Origin of the sequence: Streptomyces sp. NPDC001890 (assembly GCF_042891445.1) — a bacterium.
Lineage (GTDB): Bacteria > Actinomycetota > Actinomycetes > Streptomycetales > Streptomycetaceae > Streptomyces.
On the sequence record NZ_JBIATE010000043.1, the window covers coordinates 1 to 23553 of the forward strand.

At 67.5% G+C, this 23553-nt stretch carries 21 protein-coding genes and 7 pseudogenes; 13 read left to right on the top strand and 15 right to left on the bottom strand.

Going from position 1 to position 23553, the window contains the following annotated elements; translation table 11 throughout:
- Positions 1 to 500 (top strand): annotated as a pseudogene (locus ACFYY1_RS40400) (IS5 family transposase); the annotation flags it as partial.
- A 247-nt stretch (positions 501 to 747) separates the two neighbouring features.
- Here the strand turns inward: ACFYY1_RS40400 and ACFYY1_RS40405 are convergent.
- Complete coding sequence (locus ACFYY1_RS40405) at positions 748 to 915, bottom strand: DUF6225 family protein (protein ID WP_388594865.1); 168 nt, start codon at positions 913 to 915, stop codon at positions 748 to 750.
- 301 nt (positions 916 to 1216) lie between these two features.
- Between ACFYY1_RS40405 and ACFYY1_RS40410 the strand changes: the two genes are divergently transcribed.
- Positions 1217 to 1933 carry a hypothetical protein gene (locus tag ACFYY1_RS40410; protein ID WP_388594866.1) on the top strand — a complete coding sequence of 239 codons (717 nt, stop codon included), beginning with the start codon at positions 1217 to 1219 and terminating at the stop codon, positions 1931 to 1933.
- Between the two features lie 205 nt (positions 1934 to 2138).
- On the opposite strand, the pseudogene ACFYY1_RS40415 reads toward ACFYY1_RS40410, so the two are convergent.
- Positions 2139 to 2504 (bottom strand): annotated as a pseudogene (locus tag ACFYY1_RS40415) (IS5/IS1182 family transposase); the annotation flags it as partial.
- Positions 2505 to 2509: 5 nt separating this feature from the next.
- Here ACFYY1_RS40415 and ACFYY1_RS40420 point away from each other — a divergent pair.
- Entirely contained in the window at positions 2510 to 2830 is a 321-nt protein-coding gene (locus ACFYY1_RS40420; RefSeq protein WP_388594867.1) for a hypothetical protein, read from the top strand.
- A gap of 138 nt (positions 2831 to 2968) precedes the next feature.
- Here ACFYY1_RS40420 and ACFYY1_RS40425 read toward each other — a convergent pair.
- Positions 2969 to 4336: pseudogene (locus tag ACFYY1_RS40425) on the bottom strand (alkaline phosphatase D family protein).
- A gap of 205 nt (positions 4337 to 4541) precedes the next feature.
- On the opposite strand from ACFYY1_RS40425, the pseudogene ACFYY1_RS40430 reads away from it, so the two are divergent.
- Positions 4542 to 4793: pseudogene (locus tag ACFYY1_RS40430) on the top strand (IS630 family transposase); the annotation flags it as partial.
- Between the two features lie 289 nt (positions 4794 to 5082).
- On the opposite strand, the gene ACFYY1_RS40435 reads toward ACFYY1_RS40430, so the two are convergent.
- The 3 genes and pseudogenes from ACFYY1_RS40435 to ACFYY1_RS40445 all read right to left on the bottom strand — a co-directional run bounded on the left by ACFYY1_RS40435 (position 5083) and on the right by ACFYY1_RS40445 (position 7720).
- Positions 5083 to 5874 (bottom strand): SDR family oxidoreductase, encoded by a 792-nt coding sequence (locus ACFYY1_RS40435; RefSeq protein ID WP_388594868.1) that lies wholly within the window; start codon positions 5872 to 5874, stop codon positions 5083 to 5085.
- Between the two features lie 216 nt (positions 5875 to 6090).
- A pseudogene (locus tag ACFYY1_RS40440) lies at positions 6091 to 6920 on the bottom strand (IS5 family transposase).
- A gap of 44 nt (positions 6921 to 6964) precedes the next feature.
- On the bottom strand, positions 6965 to 7720 hold the full coding sequence (locus tag ACFYY1_RS40445; RefSeq protein WP_388594869.1) for an SDR family NAD(P)-dependent oxidoreductase: 756 nt from the start codon (positions 7718 to 7720) through the stop codon (positions 6965 to 6967).
- Positions 7721 to 7951: 231 nt separating this feature from the next.
- Here ACFYY1_RS40445 and ACFYY1_RS40450 point away from each other — a divergent pair.
- Both ACFYY1_RS40450 and ACFYY1_RS40455 read left to right on the top strand, forming a co-directional pair.
- Positions 7952 to 9162, top strand: a pseudogene (locus tag ACFYY1_RS40450) (IS110 family transposase).
- A gap of 28 nt (positions 9163 to 9190) precedes the next feature.
- Entirely contained in the window at positions 9191 to 9577 is a 387-nt protein-coding gene (locus ACFYY1_RS40455) for a hypothetical protein (protein WP_388594870.1), read from the top strand.
- A gap of 242 nt (positions 9578 to 9819) precedes the next feature.
- Here ACFYY1_RS40455 and ACFYY1_RS40460 read toward each other — a convergent pair whose 3' ends face one another.
- Positions 9820 to 10326 (bottom strand): RICIN domain-containing protein, encoded by a 507-nt coding sequence (locus ACFYY1_RS40460; RefSeq protein WP_388594871.1) that lies wholly within the window; start codon positions 10324 to 10326, stop codon positions 9820 to 9822.
- Between the two features lie 279 nt (positions 10327 to 10605).
- Between ACFYY1_RS40460 and ACFYY1_RS40465 the strand changes: the two genes are divergently transcribed.
- Both ACFYY1_RS40465 and ACFYY1_RS40470 read left to right on the top strand, forming a co-directional pair.
- Positions 10606 to 10809 (top strand): hypothetical protein, encoded by a 204-nt coding sequence (locus ACFYY1_RS40465; RefSeq protein WP_388594872.1) that lies wholly within the window; start codon positions 10606 to 10608, stop codon positions 10807 to 10809.
- 214 nt (positions 10810 to 11023) lie between these two features.
- Complete coding sequence (locus ACFYY1_RS40470) at positions 11024 to 11221, top strand: hypothetical protein (protein ID WP_388594874.1); 198 nt, start codon at positions 11024 to 11026, stop codon at positions 11219 to 11221.
- A 92-nt stretch (positions 11222 to 11313) separates the two neighbouring features.
- Here the strand turns inward: ACFYY1_RS40470 and ACFYY1_RS40475 are convergent, their stop codons facing one another.
- The 5 genes and pseudogenes from ACFYY1_RS40475 to ACFYY1_RS40495 all read right to left on the bottom strand — a co-directional run.
- A complete protein-coding gene (locus ACFYY1_RS40475) occupies positions 11314 to 11559 on the bottom strand; it encodes a hypothetical protein (protein WP_388594876.1) in 246 nt (81 codons plus the stop codon).
- 138 nt (positions 11560 to 11697) lie between these two features.
- Positions 11698 to 12009 (bottom strand): hypothetical protein, encoded by a 312-nt coding sequence (locus ACFYY1_RS40480; RefSeq protein WP_388594878.1) that lies wholly within the window; start codon positions 12007 to 12009, stop codon positions 11698 to 11700.
- A 186-nt stretch (positions 12010 to 12195) separates the two neighbouring features.
- Positions 12196 to 12489, bottom strand: coding sequence for a tetratricopeptide repeat protein (locus ACFYY1_RS40485; protein WP_388594880.1), 294 nt, complete (start codon positions 12487 to 12489; stop codon positions 12196 to 12198).
- Complete coding sequence (locus ACFYY1_RS40490) at positions 12438 to 13394, bottom strand: type II CAAX prenyl endopeptidase Rce1 family protein (RefSeq protein ID WP_388594882.1); 957 nt, start codon at positions 13392 to 13394, stop codon at positions 12438 to 12440. Before ACFYY1_RS40490 ends, ACFYY1_RS40485 begins: the two co-directional genes overlap by 52 nt.
- Positions 13395 to 13686: 292 nt before the next feature.
- Positions 13687 to 13872, bottom strand: a pseudogene (locus tag ACFYY1_RS40495) (MFS transporter); the annotation flags it as partial.
- A gap of 639 nt (positions 13873 to 14511) precedes the next feature.
- Between ACFYY1_RS40495 and ACFYY1_RS40500 the strand changes: the two are divergent.
- Both ACFYY1_RS40500 and ACFYY1_RS40505 read left to right on the top strand, forming a co-directional pair.
- A complete protein-coding gene (locus tag ACFYY1_RS40500; protein ID WP_388594883.1) occupies positions 14512 to 14835 on the top strand; it encodes a DUF6479 family protein in 324 nt (107 codons plus the stop codon).
- Positions 14836 to 15138: 303 nt separating this feature from the next.
- Positions 15139 to 16779 carry a cytochrome bc complex cytochrome b subunit gene (locus ACFYY1_RS40505; protein WP_388594885.1) on the top strand — a complete coding sequence of 547 codons (1641 nt, stop codon included), beginning with the start codon at positions 15139 to 15141 and terminating at the stop codon, positions 16777 to 16779.
- 9 nt (positions 16780 to 16788) lie between these two features.
- Here the strand turns inward: ACFYY1_RS40505 and ACFYY1_RS40510 are convergent, their stop codons facing one another.
- Both ACFYY1_RS40510 and ctaD read right to left on the bottom strand, forming a co-directional pair.
- Entirely contained in the window at positions 16789 to 17178 is a 390-nt protein-coding gene (locus ACFYY1_RS40510; protein WP_351265461.1) for a cytochrome c oxidase subunit 4, read from the bottom strand.
- Positions 17175 to 18818, bottom strand: coding sequence for a cytochrome c oxidase subunit I (gene ctaD, locus ACFYY1_RS40515; protein WP_388594918.1), 1644 nt, complete (start codon positions 18816 to 18818; stop codon positions 17175 to 17177). The genes ACFYY1_RS40510 and ctaD overlap by 4 nt, the downstream gene beginning before the upstream one ends.
- 233 nt (positions 18819 to 19051) lie before the next feature.
- On the opposite strand from ctaD, the gene ACFYY1_RS40520 reads away from it, so the two are divergent.
- A complete protein-coding gene (locus tag ACFYY1_RS40520; protein ID WP_388594920.1) occupies positions 19052 to 19810 on the top strand; it encodes an IS6 family transposase in 759 nt (252 codons plus the stop codon).
- 232 nt (positions 19811 to 20042) lie between these two features.
- Positions 20043 to 20651 carry a TetR/AcrR family transcriptional regulator gene (locus ACFYY1_RS40525; protein ID WP_388594886.1) on the top strand — a complete coding sequence of 203 codons (609 nt, stop codon included), beginning with the start codon at positions 20043 to 20045 and terminating at the stop codon, positions 20649 to 20651.
- 202 nt (positions 20652 to 20853) lie between these two features.
- On the opposite strand, the gene ACFYY1_RS40530 is transcribed toward ACFYY1_RS40525, so the two are convergent.
- Complete coding sequence (locus ACFYY1_RS40530) at positions 20854 to 22146, bottom strand: MFS transporter (protein ID WP_388594888.1); 1293 nt, start codon at positions 22144 to 22146, stop codon at positions 20854 to 20856.
- A 423-nt stretch (positions 22147 to 22569) separates the two neighbouring features.
- Here ACFYY1_RS40530 and ACFYY1_RS40535 point away from each other — a divergent pair, with 423 nt between their 5' ends.
- Positions 22570 to 23223, top strand: a complete 654-nt coding sequence (locus ACFYY1_RS40535) for a TetR/AcrR family transcriptional regulator (RefSeq protein WP_388594890.1) — start codon at positions 22570 to 22572, stop codon at positions 23221 to 23223.
- The last annotated feature ends 330 nt before the right edge of the window (positions 23224 to 23553 follow it).

The following is a 23553-nucleotide window of genomic DNA, read 5'->3' on the forward strand; positions in this document are numbered from 1 at the left end:
GCGATCGACGGCTCGCACGTCAGGGCCCTCAAAGGGGGGCTCACACCGGACCTTCGCCGGTCGACCGGGCACGCCCCGGCAGTAAACACCACATCGTCGTCGACCGGCACGGAACCCCGCTCGCCGTCGCCCTGACCAGCGGGAACCGCCACGACGTCACTCAGCTCGTTCCACTGCTGGACGCCATACCGCACATCCGCGGCCTGCGAGGCCGGCCCCGCCACCGGCCCCGGCGGCTCTTCGCCGACAGCGGCTACGACTTCGACAAGTACCGCCGCCTCGTCCGAGCTCGTGGGATCACACCGAAGATCGCCCGTCGCGGCACCCCGCACGGCTCCGGCCCGGGCAAGACCCGCTGGGTCGTCGAGCGGACCTTCGCCTGGCTCCACCAGTTCAAACGCCTCCGGATCCGCTACGAGATACGCGCCGACCTCCATCTCGGTCTGCTCCAACTCGCCTGCAGCATCATCTGCTTGAGACGACTCCGAACCGCATTCTGAAACGATCAGCACGAGGGCATCTGATCTAGGTAATTGGTGTTTTGGGATGTTCTTGTGACTGCAGGCGGCCGTGGAGGTTGCCAGGGGCATGACAGGTCGGCGCATGAGCCGGCTTGATGCGCCAGACCGGGTCAGTCGGTTCCGGCGCGCAGCGGCCGGTTGTGCAGGACGACGGTGTCGGCGGCCAGGGCACCTGAACTCCCCTGCGGAACACAAACATGCGTACTATCGCGGAACGGACGGATCGTTACAAGGGCACGTCCCGCGGCGCACTGCCGTCGGCCGCTGATGAAGCGATCCCCATCAGCGGCGGCACCTTGATAGCAGGGCGGCCGTCGGCAGGCAGGTCTTTGAGTGCGTCGCGGAGTTGCGCGGCATTCCAGACTTGCGGAGCGTACTCAAAGATGTCGGTCATGCAAACAGAATGCCCGGGCCGCTCCGCCTTGGTGGTGAAGACACGGCTGTGCCTGGGCCAGAGTGCTGATCCCGGGCACGTGGGCGGTGCGCCTCCGAGCACTCACAAAGCAGAGGGCCAGGACGTGCCCGCTGCGGCCGCGCGGGGACAGCGCATGGCGCAGAGCACCGTGCGCCCGACGTCGATTGCGGCAGGCTGAGCGTACGGGTCCGCTCGGCGCCCCTGCGCCAAGGACGGCTACACCCTGCTGGAGGCCCTCTACGCCCCGGTTTCCCCAGCATGACTGCGTGGACTGCCCGCAGTGCAGACCCTGCGGATCGTGCTGGTGCAGAACTACACTCGTACCCCGGGTGGGGGCGGCAGGCTGCGGATCCGGCGCCGCGAGCGCGCCGAGGACGGGGGTGACGGTCTGCCGCCCGGCCCGATACGCCTGGCCTCCCCGTATGACACCGACGCCCGCTGGTCCGCCAAGCGCGACCTGTTCTGGAACGGGTTCAAGCCGCACGTGTCGGAGACCTGCCATCCACAGGCCGACGGCGGCCGTCCCGCCCAGCCGAACGTCATCACGAACGTGGCCACCACCGCCTCCACCCTCCCGGACACCAAGGCCCTGGAGCCAATCCACCAGGCCCTCGACCGTCGTCGGCTGCTGCCCGCACGGCACTACCTCGACTCCGGCTACCCCAGTGCCGACCTGATCGTGAGTTCCGCCCAGGCCTACGCCGTCGCCTTGATCACCCCGGCCCTGCTCGACACCTCCCGCCAAGCCAAAGCCCAAGAAGGCTCTGCTGCACACGACTTCACCATCGACTGGGACAACCAGCAGGTTGTCTGCCCGGCCGGGAAGACCAGCACCACCTGGAACGATGTCGTTCAAGAAAGCATGGCCAAGACCGTCGTGTCCTTCGCCGCCCTGGACTGCATCTCCTGCCCCTCCAAGGACCACAGCACCAGCGCCCGCAGCAACCGCCGTCGGCTCAGCCTCCAACCCCGCGAACTCACCACGATGTCCTGGTAGGCGGTGTTCACCTCGGGTGGGTCGGGTTCGGCTTCTGCTGGTGCGACCTCCATGATGATCTCTCGAGTGCTGGCCAGATCCGTGAGTCGCGCTTCGCTCTCGGCCAGGGCAGCGGTGAGGTGCTCGATCTTCCTGCGTAGTTCTGCGGCCCGGGCAGTGGCTTCGTCCTGCTGGGCCTGAAGGTCGGCCAGGAGCTCGGAGACGTTCACGCCGCCAGCCCGAGGGTGTCGCGCCAGGGCGGGGCGGGGGGCGCGGCGGCGGGCCATGTTCGCGGTGGAGGCCCAGTAGACGCATGAAGCGGAGGTGTCGGGCTGGTGATCGTACTCACGGGTGAGACGCCGGTGCAGCATCAACGTGCCGTTCGTCTGCTCGACCACCCACCGCTTCGACTGCGGGACAAATCCTTTCCCTGGTCAGAAGGATTGCGGCGGACGACCTCGACGTCGGTGTCCAGCAGGGCGCCGTGGATGATGACTTCGTCCTTGAAGCCCTGGTCCACCAGGGCTTTCTCCAGCCGCATCCCGCACCGCTCGGCGGCCTGGTCGAGCAGGGCGGTGCCGGCGGCGTCGTCGCACGGTGTCGGTCCTGCTCGGCGTCGCCATGCTCCTCACCGTCGGCATCACGGCGGTCATCTGGGCGTACGCGATGACCGCCACCTCCGGCATTGGCGCCGCCGTCTCCCTGGCCGCCATCAACTCCTTCGGCGCGCTCGGCGCCTTCGCCGGACCCTTCGCCTCCGGCGCCGTCGAGCAGGCGACCGGATCCGCCCCGAACGGCCTCACAGCGACCGTCCTCCCCCTCGTGCCGCTGCTCCGGACACGGCGGCGGACGGCACCCACCGCCCAACCGGTCACTGTCCGGCCTTCGCTCACCGGCCCCGCGGAAACCGTCGAGTGACGGCAGGACCGAACGTTCGGGCGCCACCGAGCACTGTTCGTGTGAGTGCCCGCCTGTCCGGCAGGGCGTGACAGTGGGCCGTGACCGGGCTCGTCGACATCGCGTGCGTGGTGTCGACGAGCCCGTGGGCACCGAGGTTCAGATCGGCGCGTCGACAGCGGTGAGCCGCTCGCTCCTCCGGTCCACCGCATAGGACTTGAGATGGGTCACCGGGCTGTCGGGCCGGGTCCAGTCAGCCGTCCTGTACCAGTCGAACTGCACCCGGTCAGTGGTGACGTCAACGATCCCGCAGCCGTTCGCCGCGACATCACCCCACGACAGGTGCGGATTCACAGCCAGGACGGCACTCGCCGTCAGGCCATCGTGGAAGCTGGCGAGTGTCGGACTGGTGATCGAGGAGACGACAAACTGCGAGGCGAGCGGAGCTCCGCCACCGGCGGCGGGGACCTGCCCCGCCCATGAGGGGTGCACGTCCCCGCTCAGAATCACCGTGTTGTGCACAACGTGGTCGCGCAGATGCGTGAACAGTTCACGCTGATCGGCCTGGTAGCCGGCCTAGCCGTCCGTGTTGACCACCGCGGCGGGAGCGGGTCGGCCGGTGGGCAGGAGCCAGGGTGCGGCGATGACGGAGCTGCCGATCAGATGCCAGATGGAGCCGCCCCGCGTGAGCCCGTCCTTGAGCCAGGCCATCTGAGAGCGGCCGAGCTGCGTCCGTGACGGGTCGCCGATACCGGCGGCGTCCGTCGGCGCGACCTGCTCTGACCGGAAGCTCCGCAGATCCAACATGGTCAGGTCGACGAGCTTGCCGAAGTGCAGGCGCCGCTGTGTCGAGCCGGTCACGACCTGGCGTATCGGCAACCACTCGAAGTACGCCTGCTTCGCCGCGGCCACCCGCTCGGCCCAGGAACCGTCCGTTCCGGGCTCGTGGTCTCCCGCTCCGCCGGACCACATGTCGTTGCACACCTCGTGGTCGTCCCAGGTAGGGATAAACGGCGCGGCGGCATGAAGGGGCTGCAGGTCGGGGTCGCTACGGCAGTAGCCGTACCGACTCCGGTAGTCGGCCGGCTTCACACACTCATGCGTCGGCACCAGGCTCCGCACATCCGTGTCCCGGGCCGCCTGCTCGTAGATGTAGTCGCCAAGATGGATGACCGCGTCCAGGTCCTGGCGGCCGGCGAGGTGACGGTAGGCGGAGTAGTACCCCGCGCAGTAGTTGGCACAGGAGACGACGCCGAACCGCACACCGGCCCGGGAGTCCGGCGCGGGCGCGGTCCGGGTGCGGCCGACCGGCGAGATGTGGCGCCCCGCGTGGAAACGGTAGTGATACGTGGTCACGTCGACACGTACCGTGTGATCATGCCGGGCATCGGTGCGCACCACTCCCCCACGCACGATGCGCCGGAAGGCGGGGCCCTCGGAAACCTCCCACCGCACAACCGTCGCCGGCCCACGGTTCCACCCCGGCAGACACTCCGAGGTGGGGGTGCCCCGTGTCCAGATGACCACGGGGCGTCCAGCGGATCTCCGGAAGCGACGCCGTGCACGAACACCCGACCCGCCATCGAGTCGAGGTGCCCTGAGCGGATGGCGGGCTCCGCCGCCGAGGCCTCCGGCAGGTGAGCCGCGCCGATGGCTGCGCCGCTCGAAGCGGCGGTAGCGATGCGGATGAACTGGCAGCGGTGAAGTACGGGGGCTGTCATGCGCCCGACGCTACTCACCCACGAGTTCGTCGTGGCTGAACCTGGTGGAACGGTGGTTCGCCGAGCTCACGCAGAAGAAGCTCAAGCGTGGAGTCCACCGCTCGGTCCAGGCCCTCGAACGCGACATCCGGGCCTGGCTCGCCGACGGGAACGAGCATCCCCGCCCCTTCGTCTGGGCGAAGACAGCCGACGAGATCCTCGACAAGGTCGCCGCCTACTGCAACCGAATCTCTGACTCAGGTCACCAGGCAGAAGGTTCTTGATCTCCGGAGGCCGACGACTGCTCGGCGCCGAGTTCAGCCATACCAGAACCATATAGTCGTCTGCGTGATCGGTCGTGCACGATGCGCAGCGCCCAGCACTGGCATCGGGGCTTGCTGGGGCTGCGGCCATCATCAGCGACAACGCCAAGAGGGAGGACCGGAAGGGGCGCCGGGCCGTCCAGCCAGCCACCCCCGTGGCCAGAACGCTGGAACGGCGCCGCGCTCGGGTCCTCCGGTGGGCATGGTGCTGCCGTGCTTACCGGCCCGGCAGCCCGTCGGTGCGGTCGGGTCAGGCTTGCGGTGTCCACACCTTGGGCCAGTCGAGACCGCGCAGCTGGGCGTCCAGGCCGCCGTCGCTGTACATCACCGTTCCGACACAGTAGGCGGACTTGGAGGACAGCAGGAAGAGCACGAGTTCCGCGACCTCTTCCGGGGTGCCCGCCCGGCCTGCGGGGATGGACTTGAGGAATGTCTCGATACCGGCCGCGATCCGCGGATCCTTCCGGCCTGCCCAGGTCATCGGGGTGTCGATGAAGCCCGGCGCGATGGCGTTGAGGCGGATGCCGTCCGTGATGTAGTCAGCGGCGCGGGTGCGGGTGTAGTAGGCGATGGCGGCCTTGGTGGCCGGGTAGGTGAGGACGCCGCCGTCGTCGCCCAGTGAGTCGGCGAGGTCTCGGGCCGTGTCCTCGTCGCCGGTCAGGCACGCTTCGGCCAGCTTTGGGTTCCAGCCGGGCTGGGTGGTGATGGAGTTGGAGGAGGCGAACACCACGGAGGACTGCCCTGCGGCGGCCAGCGAGGGGCGCAGCTGTTCCAGCAGGCCGACGGCGCCGAAGTAGTTGACGGACACCAGCAGGCTCGTGGGGCGGCCGGCTCCGCCGGATATCCCGGCGAATGGCACGAAGCCGTCGAGGCGTCCTGCGCTCAGGCGGGTGATCTCGACCGCCGCGGCGGCCCTGCCCTCGGAGGTGCCGAGATCGGCCTCCACGTCGGTGCCGCGCAGGTCGACGCCGATGACGCGATGTCCTTGCTCGGTGAGCCGGGCGGCGATGGAGGCGGCTCCGGTGACGGCGATGGTTCCCATGACGGTGCTCTCCTGGGTGGTTCAGTGTGTGGTGCGGGTCTCAGTGGTTGAAGGGGTCGCCCCGGCGGCCCCGGACTGGAGCGCCTGAGCGGGCCGGGTCCCTGGACGAGTGACGGCCGAGCCGTGTGGAGGCGGCTTCGCACCGCTTGGTAGGGCCCGTTCACTCCGGTGCGTCCGGGGAAACCGGGTGCGCGGTCTAGGTTCTGTCGTCAAATGTCAGGCCCACATCAGGAGTGACGCGAGGGTGACGGCTGCTTTGTAGGACTGGGCGGTCTTGTCGTAGCGGGTGGCGATGCCACGCCACTGCTTCAGGCGGTTGAAGCACCATTCCACGACGTTGCGGTGCTTGTATGCCTCGCGGTCGAAAGCCGGCGGGCGGCCTCCTCGGCTGCCTCGCCGGGCCCGGTTGCGGACCTGGTCGGCCCGCTCGGGAATCGTGTGCGGGATGCCGCGCCGGCGGAGCCAGGCGCGGATCGCCTTCGAGCTGTAGCCCTTGTCGCCCAGGACGTGATCGGGCCGGACCCGGGGCCGCCCGGGTCCGACCCGGGGCACCCGGATCGCTTCCATCACGGCGGTGAACCGGGTGCAGTCGTTGGTGTTGCCGCCCGTCACGACGAAAGCGAGCGGACGGCCCCGGCCGTCACACGCCAGATGGATTTTGCTGGTCAGACCGCCCCTGGACCGGCCGAGGGCCGGGTCCCGGAGCCCCTTTTTCGAGCCCCGGCCGCATGCTGGTGAGCCCGGACGACGGTCGAGTCGACCGACACCAGCCACTCGACGTCGCCCGCCGCGTCCGCTTTCGCCTGGGCGGCCCGCAGCATCCGGTCGAACGTGCCGTCCGCCGCCCACCTGCGGAAACGGGTGTGCAGCGTCGCCCACGGACCATAGCGCTCGGGCACGTCCCGCCAGGCCGTCCCGGTCCGGAACTTCCACACGATCCCGTTCAGGACCCTGCGGTCGTCCAGCCGCTTGCGCCCCCGCAACGACTCGGGCAGCAGAGGCCGGACGAACTCCCACTCGGCGTCCGACAGTTCATGGCGACGTATCACGACACCATGATCCACCAGTGGTGATCATTTGAAGACGCTGCCTAGCGGAGTTTGATCGCTCCGCCGTCGGCCATGACGGTCTGTCCGGTCATGTACTGGGCGTCGTCGCCGGCGAGGAAGGCGACGATGGGGGCGACGTCCCGGTCGGGGTCGCCGAAGCGTCCCAGGGGCACCTTGGCGGCGGACTGGGCGTACTGCTCGGGCCGCGCCTCGGCCCACGCGGCCACGCCTGCGGTCAGCGCCATGGGGCAGACCACGTTGACGCGGATGTTGTGCGGCGCCCATTCGTTGGCGACGACGCGGCTCAGACCACGGATGGCCTCCTTCGTGGCGGCGTAGGACGCCTGGTTGGGCTGGCCATCGAGGCCGGCGCCGGAACCGAAGTTGATGATCGACGCGTTGCCGGTCTTCTTGAGCTCGGGCAGGGCAGCGAGCATGAAGTTGCGGATGGCGTAGAGGCTGGTGTCCATGGCGAGGTTCCAGTCGTCGTCCGTCTGCTCCTCGAAGGGCTTCTGGCGGGACGCGCTGGCGTTGTTCACCAGGACGTCGAGCTTTCCGTAATGTTCGGCGGCTGCTGCGACAGCCTGGTCGGCGACGGCCCGGTCGGAGACGTCACCGCGCAGGAAGACCACGGAGTTGCCCAGTTCACGGGCGAGGGTCTCCCCGGCGTCCTGCTGCAGGTCGACGACGACGACCCGGGCGCCGCGTGCGACGAACAGTTTCGTGATGGCGCCGCCAATGCCGGAGGCTCCTCCGGTGACGATGGCGGACTTGCCGTGCAGGGTAAGGGGACTCATGGGGTACTTCCTTACGTTGTTGGTGGGTTGATTCCGGTCACTCGTAGGATCGGGAGACCCAGGGATGCCGGGTGTGGCTGTGGGTGTTCAGCCCTTGGTGGCTTGAAAGGATTGGCCGCCCGGCATCCCGCGACGACTCGACCACTCATTGGGATGCGCGCGACAAGATCGCTTGGTAAGGACACGCTGGCGAGGTCGTCTGCTGGGACTCGAACAGATACGACTTCGGAGGTGGCCGTGCCCGAACTGTGGGCCGGTACGGATGCGGGCAAGGCCGAGCATCACTGCGTGGTGATCGACACCGACGCCAAGCGGAAGCTGTCGCGTCGGGTGGCCAACGACGAGACGGCCCTGTTCCAGCTGATCAGTGACGTGCTGGAGCTGAGCGACGGGGAGCCGGTGACCTGGGCGATCGACCTCAACGCCGGCGGGGCCGCACTGATGATCGCGCTGCTGACGGACAACGGGCAGCGGGTCCTCTACATCCCCGGCCGCACCGTCCACCACGCCTCCGGCTCCTACCGGGGCGACGGGAAGACCGATGCGAAGGACGCCTTCGTCATCGCGGACCAGGCCCGCATGCGCCGTGACCTCCAGGAGGTCCACCGCGGCGATGACATCGCCGTCGACCTGCGCATCCTCACCTCGCGTCGGCTGGACCTGGCCGCTGACCGCACCAGGGCGATCAACCGGCTGCGGGCCCAGATGCTGGAGTACTTCCCCGCGCTGGAGCGGGCCTTCGACTACAAGACCTCCAAGGCTTCCCTCGTACTGCTGACGGGATACCAGACCCCGGCCGCACTCCGCCGCATCAGGAAGAACCGGCTCGCGACCTGGCTGAAGAACCGCAAGGTCCGCAACTCCCAGCTCGTCGCGGCCACCGCCGTCCAGGCCGCCGAGGCCCAGCACACCGCCGTCGCCGGGGAGAAGCTCGCCGCCGCCGTGGTGGCCAAACTAGCGAGGGAGGTGATGGCCCTCGATGAGGAGATCGCCGAGACCGACGCCCTGATCGAGGGCCGGTTTCGCGACCACCCGCATGCCGAGGTCATCCTGAGCATGCCCGGTCTCGGCCCTGTGCTGGGCGCGGAGTTCATCGCTCACACCGGCGGCGACATGAGCGTCTTCGGAAGTTCCGACCGCCTCGCCGGCGTCGCCGGCCTGGCCCCGTCCCGAAGGACTCCGGACGCATCAGCGGCAACATGCGCCGACCACGGCGCTACTGCCGGCGCCTGCTGCGGGTCTTCTACATGTCCTCCATGGTCGCCGCCCGATGCTGCCCCACCTCGAAGGCGTTCTACGACCGCAAGAGAGCCGAGGGCAAAGCCCACCGGCAGGCCATCATCGCCCTCGCACGCCGCCGCCTGAACGTCCTGTGGGCCCTCATACGCGACGGCCGCACCTTCGAGATCACCGCGCCGCCGAGCCCAGTCGCGCTGGGCTGACACGCTCACAGCGAGTCACCAGCCGGGCTTGACAACTTCATTGGGAATCCTTTCTGCCGCGCCTCCGAAGCGGGCCGGGGCGGCCTCCGCGCTGGCGGAGACCTCGGCCGAGCTCGGCGGGGCGCTGGGAATCGCCGTCCTGGGCAGCATCGGCACCGTCGTCTACCGCGCGCAGATGGCAGCCGAGGCCCCCGACACGCTCACCACCGGGCAACTGGAGTCCGCACGCGACACCCTCGGCAGCGCCCTCGACACGGCCTCGGCCCTCCCGCACAGCACCGCCGAGGCTCTTCGGGACGCGGCATTCGACGCCTTCGCCCGGGAGACGCGCATCGCTGCCGCGGTCAGTGCCGCGCTGATGGCCGGTGCCGCCCTCCTCATCGCCACTCTGCTCCGCACCACACGCACCCCGTGAACAAGCCGCGCGGCGCGAAGGGCGCCCAGCTGCGGATTCCACCGAGCGAGCTACACGGATATGGTGGGGGCCCTACGAGTACGTCACCAACATCGGCTTCGCCACGTAGTGAAACCGGGCCGCCCCGGTGCCTTCAGGGTCGGGCGCCGACTGGCGGTTGGCCGGTGCCCGTCGCCCGGATCCGTTCCGGTACGGACGAGAGGCCCGTACCGGAACGGCAGGAGCGGGTTCCGGTGCTGGGCTCAGCCGAGGCGGAAGTGCTGGTTGGTGTACTCCACGCAGTCCCATTGGACCAGTTCGGCACCGTTGGCGGTGCTCTGGCCGTCGACTGACAGGCACTTGCCGCTGTGGCGGGCTTCGATTGAGAAGTAGCCGCTGTCCTTCTGCACGAGCCTCCATTCCTGGTCGGGGGTGTTCGCGCAGTTCCACTGGACGGCTTTGGCGCCGTTCGCGGTGCTCGCGCCGGCAACTGACAGGCACTTGCCGCTGTTCACGGCGCGGATGTTGTAGTAGCCGGCGCTGGTGGCCGTCAGCTGCCACTGCTGGTTGGGGTAGTTCACGCAGTCCCACTGGACCACAGCAGCACCATTGGCGGTGCTCTGGCCGTTGACCGACGCACACTTCTGGCTGTGGCGGGCAATCAGCTCCGCGGTGAACGTCGCGGCGGTGGCGGAGGAAGCCTGAACCGTCGTGAGCAGGCCAGCAGCCACTACAAGGGCGAGGGCCACGGCCCAACGGGAGATCTTCATGACGCTCCAGATACGAGGATGGATTTGCCCCCAAGTGATACAGGCGCCACCCGTTCCGAGCACGCGCAATGCCCCGCAAGTTGCCTGAATAGGGGGAACACTCCTTCATAGGAGAGTGATCTGCCACCACCGTGTTTACGAGTTGAGCTTCTTCCAGGCCAGCGACTCGCGGTCCGAACCGTCTCCCCGGCGACCCAAACCACCGGCGGACTGCACCCCGTTCCGCGGGAGCCCGGCGGCCGGGGCGATCGGCGATGCGCTGCCCGTACGATGATCGGCGTGAACGCCTGCCGTGCCCTTGGCTCCGGCCCCCAGGCTCCCACGCCCAGCATCCGCGCCGCCCAGGCCGACCTGCTCGACGCTCTCCCCGGAGAGCGCCTGTCCGACCTCGACGAACTGCGCGCCCGAGGCGTCCTCGGCACACGCCCGGCTGCGCTTCCATCCCCGCGGCGCACCCGCGGGACCGGCGGCCGCGCCGACTGAGCGGGCCGGGGAAGGCAGGCGTGCCGGCCGGTCTCCGGCCGCACGAGCTGTAGCTCGTGCCGGTGATGCGTGTGCCCGGGCCGGTGCATCCAGGCGCCGGCTGTGCTGCGCTGGCGTTTCCCCAGACCCAAGCGGCCGGAGGACTTTGACTTCGCACAGAACCCGAACGTCACTCCGGAGGTCGCCGCGGACCTCAAGCCCTCGACCTGGGTCCGTGAGGGCCGTCGCATCAAGCCTGCGGGACCTGCCGTTCCCGTGGACCGAGGATTCGGTCGAGATCGTCGGCTGGGGCTTCTCGAACGTCGTGCTCCGGGTCGGCACCGACATCCTCATCTGGGTGCCGCGCACTCCCGAGACCAGGGCCAGAAGCAAGCACACTGCCGAGGTCCTGCGGCGACCTTGGTCGTCTTGAGCTGCTCAATCAGGAAGTTGATCTGGGCCTGGCTTGGGCGGGGCGGCGGTGAACGCGTCCTGGGCCCACCGGCCTGATCGAGAACGTCGAGTTCACTCAGCTCCTCCACCGCGTTCGTACCCAACGGATGACTTCGAACCGGGTGACTGGTCGAGGGTGCGCTGCCTGCTTCCCATCGCCAGGGACGCCATCACGACCGCCATCAGCGTGAGCAGTCCGAGGGCCGTCCCGACGACGGCGGGCGTGAGCCAGGGCCAGGGCGGCGTCGCGTTCAGGAAGTCCAGGCGGTTGTAGGGGTCGACGTATACGCGGACGCGGTCACCGACGCGGGTGGACACGCCGCAGGCCTCCCTGTCGGTCAAGAACCTCGTGCGGCCGTTGGGGAGACGGAGCGTGCAGTGGTACTTCTCACCTGTGCCTGCCGAACGCTCAATGTGGACGACCTTGGTGACCGTCGCGGGCACCTCTTCGCCGCGTCAGTTCAATATGGCTTGACCGACACCCCACGACGCCACAAGCAGGAGGAGCATCAGGCAGAGTCCCAGAGCCAGCGACCACATGCCCTTCCTCACGAACGTGGGCGTGACCCCCACAACGATCGCCACCAGGAACAGCGGCAGCGCGACGAGCGGCCTGCTCTGCACGTTCACGATGAACGCCAGCCCACATCCCGCCACCACCAGCGCCATGCCGAGGCCCAGCGCCGCCCCCACCAGGCGCGGCCGGTGCGACGCCCACTGACCCACCCGCCGCGCGAGGCGCCTGGCACGCAACCCGTCCCCCGTCATGCTGCCCTCTTCCCCACCGGAGCATCAGCCCAGCCCGGCGTCGCACTGCACGTGATACTCACTCGTAGCCGATACCCGTACCCGTCACACCCCTCAACATGCGGGCACCGATCCGGTCGGCGAGCGCCTTGGAGCCACTACTCTTCGGCAGCCGGTCGGGCCGGCCACGGTCAAGCCGGGGCGCGGTTACATGTGTGGCAGGTCTCCGCGCGTTCCGCCTGAGCCTGGGCGGCCGGCCACCAGCCCGTGGCGACGTACGGAGCAAGCACCACCGACGCCTCGGCCTGCCGACCGCCACCGGGACAGCGCATCACGAGCAGAACAAGTGTCGGGGTGTTCGCTGTCGGCGAGGACGTGCTTTTCGATTTCGATGGCGTCGTTGGTGCGCTCGGCCTGCTGGTAGGAGATGGCGAGGTTGGCGCGGGCGTTCAGGGTGTGGGGGTGTTCGTTGCCGAGGAGTCGTTCGCGGTCGGCGAGCACGCGCTTTCGCCGGGCGGGTGCCGATGTGTGACTCGGCGGTACGCCAGGAACGCGACCGCGACGACCACCAGGTACAGCGGTACGAGCAGCACCGCGTTACCGGACGCCTGCTCCACCGTCACGCCCGCGCCGCGGTCCTCGCCCTGCAGCATGATGCGGTTCACGGTAAGGACGGTCAGGTGCGTGCCGATCGCCGCCCACAACGGGGCGTGACCCACGGCCGCACGGGCGGCGATCAAGGTCAGGCTGAAGACCGTCAAGAGGATGAGGTAGTCGACCGGGTGCTGCCCCTGCGGGGCGATGCCGATGCGGCCCGGCTCGTCACCGGCCAGCCGGGCGATGCCAACCGTCACCAGCGTCGAGGTGCCCGGTACGAGCAGGAAGACCGTCGTGGTGCCGAGCACCGCCAGGGCGGGCCCGAACCGTCTGCGCAGCGATGTCCACGTGTAGCCGCGCAGCGTCGTCTCCTCGGGCAAGGCTTCGAGCAGGAACGCGACGACGGCGTTGGTGATGAGAAAGCCAACCAGGGTGACGACGTCCAGCTGCTGCCAGACGAGTAACCCCACGGCCGTGCCCGCGCCCAGGACCAGCGCCGCTGCCGCGGCCGTCACCGCAACGCCGGTGAGGAACGCCCGCAGGCTCGCGCCCGGACTGCCGAAGCCAACCGTCCGGGGGCGTGACAACCGCAGGACGAACGGCACGGCCACGACGGTGACGAGGGCCGCAGCGATCAGCCGAGCGGCCCAGCCACTGGCTCCGGCGGCGTCCGCCAGTACGGGTCCGAGTCCGTTGCCGACACCGAGCGCCACCGCCATGATCAGGCCACCGGCCAACGCGCGGCCCATGGCCCCGGCGGCCGTGGGCGCGGGTGAGGGGGTGGGTTGTCGTATGCGTAGCTCGGTCATAGCGCTCCTGGTGGCGGTGGGGCCGACTCCTGTCGACAACCCCGTGTGCTTTCCAGGCTCGCCCGACCACCAGCCAGGGGCGTCGTCCGCGCGGACGACCCCCCTGTACATCCTTCGGTGCAGTGGACGATAAGGGACGGACGGCCGTTGGCCACCGGCTCCCGCTCCGGGAACACCCAGAGGCCGAGTGCTCGCGCTCATGCGACTGCCGCTCCACCGCCTGGGCGATCGACGGGGCAATGCGGCTCGGAGAATGGTCCACTTTCTTCAGAGGTCGCGCGGATGGGTCAGGGTCGTCGGGCAGGCCGCTGACCGCGACGTATTGCAGCCCCACGATGCCGAACCCCATCCCGGCCGCAATCAGGAGCATGGCCGGGATCATCGCCACCCCGCCTGCTTGCAAGGCCGAGACGAGCGCGATCACGGCCATCGCGGCCACGGTGAACCCGATGCCGGCAAGCACACACGCACGTGCTCCCGGGCAGGCCGGTGCTGCCGGTGATGTGGTTCCAGATGGTGAAGCGGATGGTCATCTCGAGGCGGTGGCGGCCGACGATCATGTGGTGGCGGTCGGGTCGGAAGTGGGAGGAGAACCCGGTGAATGCGGACAGGAACCGCTGCGCCCCGCCAATGCTGCGGAAATGTCGAGCACCATCCCGTCTTGGTCCACGGCCCGCCACAGGTACTAACGGTATTGCCTCTTATCAACTACCGACGCGAGTAACGGCCGAGTACACCTAAGGGCTGTCCCGTAATCCCTGGTGGATCAGCGTGCGGCGTCGGACGCGGTGCATCGCAAGGCGGAGGGACGCCCGAATACTGGACGTATTCGGGCGTTCCGACAACGCGGCGAGGTGCCGTGGCCGTCGTCGCACGCCCATCAGGGATTACGGGACAGCCCTTAGCGGTCCCCCGTACACTCCCCGCCGTAGACTTATCAGGGAGCTTGAGCCTTGCCAGACGTCCAGTTCAGGCGGGCCCCGCGAGATTGATCCCGCGAAGGGCGGCGGGATTGGAGTTTCTCGCGGCTCCGGCCAATGCGGGCTCTCTCTAATGAGCGGAATCTTCTGCCTCGCTTTGTGAGCGGTGGAATCCCCTCAGAAAGGACGTGGGCCAGATGAGCCACCTTGTGAGCCAGGCGCCCATCAGTGACATCACACTGGCCGCTTCGGCTGTGCGCTGGATATTCCCCCTCGGTATAGCAGTGGTCGTAGTCGCTGTTCTGCTTGGCCTCGTCTGGTGGGACGCGCGCCGTCGGTCTCGGGCACGACAGCAGGGACCACGGCCCGAACATCCCTCCCGAAGTAGCGAAAACTTGAGGGCTGCAGATGATTTCGGGGAAGGTCTCAGCCCGTATGAGATCAACCGCCCCTCTTCGCCAATGGACGTACCCAAGGATGAAAACGGTGGGGCTTTTGGCAGTGGAAGACCCGGTGGCTGACGGGTCGGCGACATCGGCGGCACTTGCCGAGATCACCGCGCGGTCAAGATCTGCTTTCTGTACCCGTCCTTAGCTTGTCCTGCCTAATCCCTTGTTAAGGGCAGTGCTGGAGGAGATTGATTCGCTCGCGGGGTGGGGCCGACGTACCCGCGCGGCGCCACCCGGCACGTCAGGGCCAGGGCGGCCGATCAGGTGCAGATTCCGCGATTCTGCGTAGTCCCTTCGAGTAATGCGCTACCCATAACGAGCGAACCGTAACAATAAGGGGCGGGGGTGGAAGGAAGATCGACGGGAGAGTGGTGCATGCCCCTGCGGAGGCGTAAGGCGAAGCTGAAGGCCCGGGCCGGGAAGACGGCGGTCAGTGGATACGGTGCGGTGGATGGGCGCCTGCCCGTCAGCGAGCTGGCCCGGCAGTTGCTGCGCAAGGCCTTTCCCGACCACTGGTCCTTTTTCCTCGGTGAGATCGCCCTCTACTCCTTTGTGGTCCTGCTCCTCACTGGCGTGTACCTCACTCTGTTCTTCAACCCGAGCATGATGGAGAGCGTCTACACCGGTTCCTATGTGCCCCTTCAGGGGGTGAGGATGACGCAGGCCTACACCACCACCCTCAACATCAGCTTCGTCGTGCGCGGAGGCCTGCTGATCCGTCAGATCCACCACTGGGCGGCACTCGTGTTCGTCGCCGCGATCGCCGTCCATATGCTGCGGATCTTCTTCACCGGCGCCTTCCGTAAACCGCGGGAGGCCAACTGGATCGTGGGCGTGACACTGTTCGTACTCGCGCTTCTCGAAGGATTCGCGGGCTACTCGCTGCCCGACGACCTGCTGTCCGGTACGGGCCTGAGGACGGCGGCCACCATTGTGGGGTCGATCCCTTTCGTCGGAACGTACCTGGAGCTGTTTGTCTTCGGCGGACAGTTCCCGGGCGATGCCGTGATCCCCCGTCTGTACCCCGTGCATGTCCTGCTCGTGCCCGGCCTGATCGTGGCGCTGATCACCGCTCATCTCATCCTGGTGATCTATCTCAAGCACACCCACTGGGCGGGTCAGGGGAAGACCAACGAAAACGCCGTCGGCTCACCGGCTTTTCCTCACTTCACCGCGAAGACCACAGGTTTTTTCCTCATGGTGTTCGGCGTACTGACGTTGCTGGGCGCGCTCGCCCAGATCAACCCCGTATGGAACTACGGCCCCTACCGCGCCAACCAGGTCTCGGGTAACGCACAGCCGGACTGGTATGTCGGGTTCCTGGAGGGCGCGCTCCGGCTGATGCCGCCATGGGAGACCGACATTGCGGGCCACACCGTCATGTGGAATGTGTTCATTCCGGCGATCGTGCTGCCAGGCGTGGTCTTCACAGTGCTGTTCCTCTATCCCTCTTTCGAGAAATGGGTGACGGGCGACCACAGGGAACACCATCTGTGCGACCGGCCGCGCAATCGGCCGACCCGTACGGGGCTCGGCGTGGCGGCCATCGTCTTCTACGCCGTTCTCTTGGTCGCCGGCGGCAACGACGTCGTAGCCTTCTCGTTCCGGGTTTCGGTCGAGGTCATGACCTGGATCCTCAGAACCGCGCTGATCGCCGCCCCACTCCTGGCCTTCGCGCTGACCAAACGCCTCTGCCTCGCCCTTCAGATGCGGGACCTCCATCGGCTGACCGAAGGCGAGGAGACCGGCCAGGTGACACAGTCGGTGAACGGCGATCTCTCTGAGAGCCGCCGCGGCCTGAACCCGACAGCCCGCTACCGCATCCTGATGCGTGATGTCCCGACGCCCCTGGAGCTCCCCGCGCAGGGCCCGATCTCGAGTCGGCGACGGCTTCGGACCGTACTGAGCGGCTGGTACTACGGGGACCTCGTGGAACTGCCCGTCACGGAGGAGCAACGGTCCCGGATCGCGGAGCGGACGACACGGCCGGAGCCGGTCCGCGAACGCGAGGACTGAGAACCACCCTCAGTCCTGGACACGCACGTACTGGAAGACCATTCCGAACACCCCCGCCAGGACCAAGCCCAGCCCGATCAGGAACAGCCACAGGCCGAACACCACACCGATGGCGAGCAGGGCCATCCCCGCGGCTGTCAGTGACGGCCAGATGCTGTGCGGAGGAAAGAAGTCCACCGGACCGGACCGCTCGTGGATGTACCCGTCCCCGCGGTCCTCGGGGCGCAGGCCCTTCCTCCGGTAGTTGGTGGCGAAGAAGAACGTGACCAGCAACGCCATGAGGAACGAGACAGTGAGAGCCGCCGTGCCTGTCGGATCACGGGACCACACGGCGTAGAGAACATCGGTCACGAGGAAGAACCCCGCGACCCCGGCGAAGACAATGGCCTCGGTCTTCATTCGCCCGACTCCTCTTCAGCGCCCGATGCGGAGCGGGACCCGCCTCGGCCGAGGCCCGGCTTCTGCTTCTCCGGCGTGAGGGGATGGTGCAGGTCGAAGGCCGGCGAGTCGGAACGCACGCGGGGCAAAGCCCGGAAATTGTGCCTCGGCGGCGGACAAGAGGTCGCCCACTCCAGGGAACGGCCGAACCCCCACGGGTCGTCCACCTCGACCTTGGGCGCATGACTGCTGGTGCGCCACACGTTGTACAGGAACGGCAGTGTCGACAGGCCCAGCAGAAAGGAGCCGACGGACGAGATCGTATTGAACAAGGTGAAGCCGTCCGTCGCGAGATAGTCGGCGTAACGCCGGGGCATTCCGGCCTCCCCCAGCCAGTGCTGGACCAGGAAGGTCAGCTGAAAGCCGATGAACAAGGTCCAGAAATGGATACATCCGATGCGTTCATCCAGTATGCGTCCGGTCAACTTGGGCCACCAGAAGTAGAATCCGCCGAACATCGCGAAGACTACTGTTCCGAAGAGCACGTAATGGAGGTGGGCGACGATGAAGTACGAATCGGTGAGATGGAAGTCCAGCGGGGGTGAGGCGATCAGCACTCCACTGAGGCCGCCGAGGAGAAAAGTCACGAGGAAGCCGATCGCCCAGAGCATGGGTGTCTCGAACGAGATACTGCCGAGCCACATGGTGCCGATCCAGTTGAAGAACTTGACACCGGTGGGCACGGCGATGATGAACGACATGGCGGAGAAGAAGGGAAGGAGAACGGCTCCTGTCACGAACATGTGGTGGGCCCAGACAACCGCCGAGAGCATGGTGATGCTGATCGTGGCCATCACCATTCCGAAATACCCGAACATCGGCTTCCGGCTGAACACGGGAATAATCTCGCTCACCACTCCGAAGAAGGGCAGCGCGACAATGTAGACCTCGGGATGACCGAAGAACCAGAACAGATGCTGCCACAGCAGCGCACCGCCGTTCGCGGCGTCGTAAACATGGGCCCCGAACTTCCGGTCGGCTTCTAGGGCGAGCAGGGTGGCGGCGAGCACCGGAAACGCAAGCAGCGCGAGGATCGAGGTGAACAGTACGTTCCAGGTGAAGATCGGCATCCGGAACATGGTCATACCCGGCGCACGCAGACAGACGATCGTAGTGATGAAATTGACTGATGCCAGGGTCGTACTGATCCCCGACAGCACGAGGCCCATAATCCAGAGGTCTCCGCCGGCGCCGGGAGAGAAGACGGCACTGTTCAGCGGTGCGTAGGCGAACCAGCCGAAGTGCGCCGCGCCGCCGGGCACCACGAATCCGGACACCACGATGATTCCGCCGAAGAGGAAGAGCCAGTAGGTGAGCGCGTTGAGGCGCGGGAAGGCGACGTCGGGCGCGCCGATCTGAAGCGGCATGATGGCGTTCGCGAAGCCGCCGAACATCGGCGTGGCGAACAGCAACATCATGATGGTGCCATGGACGGTGAACAGCTGGTTGTACTGTTCCGCGCTGACGATCTGCAGCCCCGGCCGGGCCAGCTCCGCGCGCATGAGCATGGCCAGCACTCCGGCCAGCAGGAAGAACCCGAACGCGGTGACCATGTAAAGATTGCCGATGACCTTGTGGTCGGTGGTTGTTAGCCATCCCATGAGTCTCACGCCGGCATTGATGCGCTTGTTGGCCACCGGCGCGGCCGACGCGGCTTCCTGCAGGTTCTGCGCCATCAGTTCTCCGTCCATCCCGTTGACTCGATGGTGGAGCCTGCCACCGTGGACGGCCCGTACGACTGGCGGTGACACCTCGAGTTTCACCAGTTCACCGATTTCCGATCGGGTGTCCCAGGGGCCCTGCCGACGTTGTCACGTTGGCTGACCGGCGTGGGATGATCTTCGTGGAGGTCGTATCGGGGAGGGGCCTGCGCGTGTCGTACGTGTCACCGTCGTACCGGGGGCACCGGTACCCGGCCGAGGTCATCTCCCACTGCGTGTGGCTGTACCACCGGTTCCCGCTGTCGTTCCGCGAGGTCGAGGAACTGATGCTCGAGCGCGGCGTGGTCGTCTCCTACGAAACCGTCCGGCGGTGGTGCCTGAAGTTCGGTCAGGCCTACGCCAACGCGCTGCGTCGCCGACGTCCCCGTCCCGGCGACAAATGGCACCTGGGCGAGGTCTTCATCAAGATCAGCGGTGAGCTGAAGTACCTGTGGCGCGCGGTGGACCAGGACGGCAACGTGCTGGACATCCTCGTGCAGAACAGACGCGACAAGGCCGCGGCCAGGCGTTTCTTCCGCAAGCTCCTCAAGAAGACCCGCTCGGTGGCGCGGGTGGTGGTCACGGACAAGCTCCGCAGTTACGGGGCTGCCCACCGCGAAGTGATGCCTTCCGTCGAGCACCGCTCCCACAAAGGCCCCAACAACCGGGCCGAGAACTCCCACCAGCCGACCCGTCAACGAGAACGCGCCATGAAGGGCTTCCGCAGCGTTGGCGGAGCCCAACGGTTCCTGGCCGCATTCAGCGGCATCTCACCCCACTTCCGACCCCGACGTCACCTGATGACCGCCACCGACCACCGCGCCGAAATGACCGTCCGCTTCGCGATCTGGGAGGAGATCACCGTTACCGCCGGCCTGCGCGCCACGGCCTGAGCGCGGAGCCGGAACCCGACCCCAGCACGCCCCGACGCCCCACCAAGCGCCAACACCCTCGACAACGTGACAACGCCCTCGGCACGCCCTGAGGGCCGCCGACGGGCTCCGTCCTGGAGCGTGTGGGTGAGCGCCCCATCTATCGAAAACATCGTTTTCGAAAACTTGAGTTTCGATAGGTGGGGTGGCTACAGTTCTGGTGTCAGCAACGGACGCCGGAGCAGGAGCAGTCATGACCGAGGCACCGGTGGCATCGCGCCGTCGCAAACTCACCCCTGAGCGGGAGCGGGAGCTGCTGCGGGTGACGGCGGAATTGGTCGGTGAGGTCGGATACGACCAGGTGACCATGGCGGCGGTCGCACAGCGGGCGAAGTGCAGCACGGCCACGCTCTACCGGCAGTGGGAGAGCAAACCCCGGCTCGTGATCTCGGCATGGAAAGCCTGGAGTGATCACGGGCGCGACCTGTCGCAGATTGATACGGGCAGTCTGCGCGACGACCTGATGGGCGTCGTGCGGCATCTGGTGGCCGAGGACCCGGACAAGAACACGTTCGCGTCGGTCCCTCCCGCCGTCGCGCAGGACGAGAGCCTCATGGAGGTCGTCCGCGAGATCCTCATCCATCCGACCGTGCGCGACCTGGCCCGGCTGTTCGAGCGTGCGGTGGACAGAGGAGAGATCGCTGCGGGCAACCCGATCATCGATCTGGCGGAGCAGATTCTGCTCGGCCCGTACGTCGCGCACGGCATCATCTACGGCACTCCGGCCACCCAGGAGCTGATGGAGACCATCGTCGACACCGTTCTCCTGCCCGCCCTCACAGCGCAACGCGCCACCGTATGACCTGGTGACCTGAATCCCGGTACACCGGACCACGGCCCCGGCCGGGGTGCAGCCCTGGCCTTGCGCTGTCCGCCTCTGCTGACGACTTTCCGCGCCCGGAAACAGCCTGATGCTGCGACTCGGTCGGCCTCCGTACCGACCGAACACGGCTTCCGCATGACCTACGTCGTGGCGATGCTCGCCGCGGCCCTCGGCCTCCTTCTCACTCTCGCGATCCCGCGCCTCCGACACTCCACCATCTCGCAGAACACCGTGGCCGCTCCGATGGACACCCCGGAATCCGCCCCCACTCACTGACCCCGCCGGGCTGGCCCCGGCCACCACGGCGGCACGACCACACGGCCCTCGGGGGCCCCGGCCGGCCCGCTTCGTCACTCATGCCAGCCCCACCAGCCCCGACAGCCTGCGCCGCAGGCACCCCTGAAAGGATCACCTCGGTGACCACGGCGGAGACTGCGGCGATGCCGAGCGAGACGACCGTCAGGCCGGCGGCCAGACGGACGATCCCTGAATCGTCGCGCATCAGGAACAGCACGATGAAACCTATGGCCGCGACGAACAGGCCGGCGGCGATCACGTTCGGCTTGCCGACGCGAGGGGCAAGCACGGTGGCCAGCGTGATGCCGAGCGGCATCACCAGGAAGGTGGGCAGCGACCACATGGCCGCTTCGAATGGGTCCAGGCCCAGAACGAGCTGCATGAACTGCCAGGAGAAGAGGTTGAAGCCGACCAGCGCAAGCGTGGCCAACGCGTCGATGAGAAGCGGCACGTTGAACCGGCGTGTGCGGAAGAGCGCGACGTCGATCATCGGGTTCCTGCCTACGCGCTGACGTCGCAGGAACGCCGCTCCCACCACGACACCACCGGCGCAGTACGCCAGGGGAAGCCATCCGAAACCTTGCTCCGCCATCGACTTGATGCCGTAGATGACGCCCAGCACGGCCATGAGGGAGAGGAGGGCGCCGAGCAGGTCGAAGCGGCCGGGCCGGGGATCGCGGTACTCGGGCAGCAGAAGAGGGCCGAGGACCAGGAGCAGGACCATGACGGGCACGTTGACCAGGAAGACCGACCCCCACCAGAACCACTTGAGCAGCAGGCCGCCGGCGATCGGGCCGAGCACGGCGCCGCCCGCGAAACCCGCCGTCCACACGCCGACCGCGGTCGCCCGCTGTCGTTCGTCGCGGAACATGTTCCGGATCAGGGAGAGCGTGGACGGCGCCAGCGTCGCCCCGGCGACCCCGAGCAGCATGCGGGCCATGATGAGCGCCTCGGGGCTGGCCGAGAATGCCGCCAGGGCGGAGGCGGTACCGAAGGCGGCGGCCCCGGCGAGCAGCACGCGCCGTCGTCCGAACCGGTCGCCGAGGGTGCCCATGGTTATGAGGAGGCCGGCGAGGAGGAATCCGTAGGAGTCCATGATCCACAGCAGTTGGGAGCTGCTGGGCCGGAGATCGGTCGTGAGGGTCGGGAGTGCGACGAACATGACGGACATGTCCATGGCTGCCAGCACTCAGGGCAGTACGAGGACGGCGAGTCCCACCCATTCTCTGGCTCCGGCGCGCGTCTGTGTTTCGTTCATGCTCTCTGCCTCTGTGCGACGGGTCGAAAAGTACACGCGACGCGTACTCCGTACGCATCGACGGCGTACAAGATACGCACCTTCGATGTTTCCTCGCCATGTCCGCGTTTCCCGTATCGATGGACTAGGCTTTCGTCACACAGTGAGATCTGTGACGAAATGGGGTCGGTGATGGCGTTGCGGCAGACCTGTGAGACGTGCGGGGAGCCGGTGAAGTCCTCGGGGCAGGGACGCCCGAGGCGCTACTGCTCCCGCGCGTGCCAGGCGAAGGCATACAGGGCACGCAGGGCCGGAACGCCGGATGAAGCCCTCCTGGACGGCGACGAGGCATCCCCACTCACCGTGGATCGCATCGTGCGGGCCGGTATCGCCGTCGCTGACGCGGAGGGGCTCAACGCCCTGTCGATGCGCGGGGTTGCCGACGTTCTCGGCGCCGCCACCATGTCACTGTACCGGCATGTGGCGTCCAAGGACGATCTGGTGACGCTGATGGTGGAGGCCGCGATGGCAGACGTGCCGTTGCCCGAGTCACCACCGCGGAACTGGCGTCATGGTCTAGAGCGTGCCGCGTTCCGCGACTGGGAGCTCTACCATCTCCATCCGTGGATCCTGCCGAGGGTCATCGTGTCGACCCGCGGAGGTCACAGCTCGGCCGTCGCGGTGGACAGTGAGAGTGCTTTCGCCGCTTTCGACGGTCTCGCCCTCGAACCCGTCGAGGCGTTCCGGTACATGTTCATGTTCGCCTCCTACGTGCAGGGCGTGGCACTGACCTACGTCAGTGACCTGGAGGCGGAACGGCGAGCGAGGACCGCCGGGAAGCAGACCACGGCCCCTGCCCACGATCCGCTCTCCGACCCGGTGGCCTACCCCCGGCTCACCCGCGCGATGCGTGCGGGGGCCGACCCATGGGCTCTCGACGCCCTGTTCGCCTCCGGACTCGCCGGTGTGCTGGACGGCATCGCAGCCGATCTCGCCAGACGCGGCATCGAAGGCTGAGCCCGCGGGCTCAGGGCGCCGGCCGGCCGGATAGCTCCCCCACTTAAGCCCAGCACCGGAACCCGCTCCTGCCGTTCCGGTACGGGCCTCTCGTCCGTACCGGAACGGATCCGGTCGACGGCACCGGCCAACCGCCAGCCGGCGCATCCGCCCCTGAAGGCACCGGGGCGGCCTGGATTCGCTATCGGACCCGAGCCCTCTCGCGCCAGGAGGTCCTGCGCTACACCGAACCGGATATCGCACGCGACTGGAAGCGGATGACGTTGATCCGGGCCACGGACGTCTCCGACACCATGGACATGGCGTCCATGCGTACTGCCAGCAGCACAC

What these genes read in the sequence shown, in the direction of transcription:
- ACFYY1_RS40445 (WP_388594869.1), bottom strand. Translation starts at nt 7,720, where the DNA reads ATGAGTCCCCTTACCCTGCACGGCAAGTCCGCCATCGTCACCGGAGGA.
- ACFYY1_RS40435 (WP_388594868.1), bottom strand. Translation starts at nt 5,874, where the DNA reads ATGGGAACCATCGCCGTCACCGGAGCCGCCTCCATCGCCGCCCGGCTC.
- ACFYY1_RS40405 (WP_388594865.1), bottom strand. Translation starts at nt 915, where the DNA reads ATGACCGACATCTTTGAGTACGCTCCGCAAGTCTGGAATGCCGCGCAA.
- ACFYY1_RS40500 (WP_388594883.1), top strand. Translation starts at nt 14,512, where the DNA reads ATGAGCCACCTTGTGAGCCAGGCGCCCATCAGTGACATCACACTGGCC.
- ACFYY1_RS40480 (WP_388594878.1), bottom strand. Translation starts at nt 12,009, where the DNA reads ATGACGGGGGACGGGTTGCGTGCCAGGCGCCTCGCGCGGCGGGTGGGT.
- ACFYY1_RS40505 (WP_388594885.1), top strand. Translation starts at nt 15,139, where the DNA reads ATGCCCCTGCGGAGGCGTAAGGCGAAGCTGAAGGCCCGGGCCGGGAAG.
- ACFYY1_RS40525 (WP_388594886.1), top strand. Translation starts at nt 20,043, where the DNA reads ATGACCGAGGCACCGGTGGCATCGCGCCGTCGCAAACTCACCCCTGAG.
- ctaD (WP_388594918.1), bottom strand. Translation starts at nt 18,818, where the DNA reads ATGGGATGGCTAACAACCACCGACCACAAGGTCATCGGCAATCTTTAC.
- ACFYY1_RS40520 (WP_388594920.1), top strand. Translation starts at nt 19,052, where the DNA reads ATGATCTTCGTGGAGGTCGTATCGGGGAGGGGCCTGCGCGTGTCGTAC.
- ACFYY1_RS40460 (WP_388594871.1), bottom strand. Translation starts at nt 10,326, where the DNA reads ATGAAGATCTCCCGTTGGGCCGTGGCCCTCGCCCTTGTAGTGGCTGCT.
- ACFYY1_RS40510 (WP_351265461.1), bottom strand. Translation starts at nt 17,178, where the DNA reads ATGAAGACCGAGGCCATTGTCTTCGCCGGGGTCGCGGGGTTCTTCCTC.
- ACFYY1_RS40530 (WP_388594888.1), bottom strand. Translation starts at nt 22,146, where the DNA reads ATGGACATGTCCGTCATGTTCGTCGCACTCCCGACCCTCACGACCGAT.
- ACFYY1_RS40490 (WP_388594882.1), bottom strand. Translation starts at nt 13,394, where the DNA reads ATGACCGAGCTACGCATACGACAACCCACCCCCTCACCCGCGCCCACG.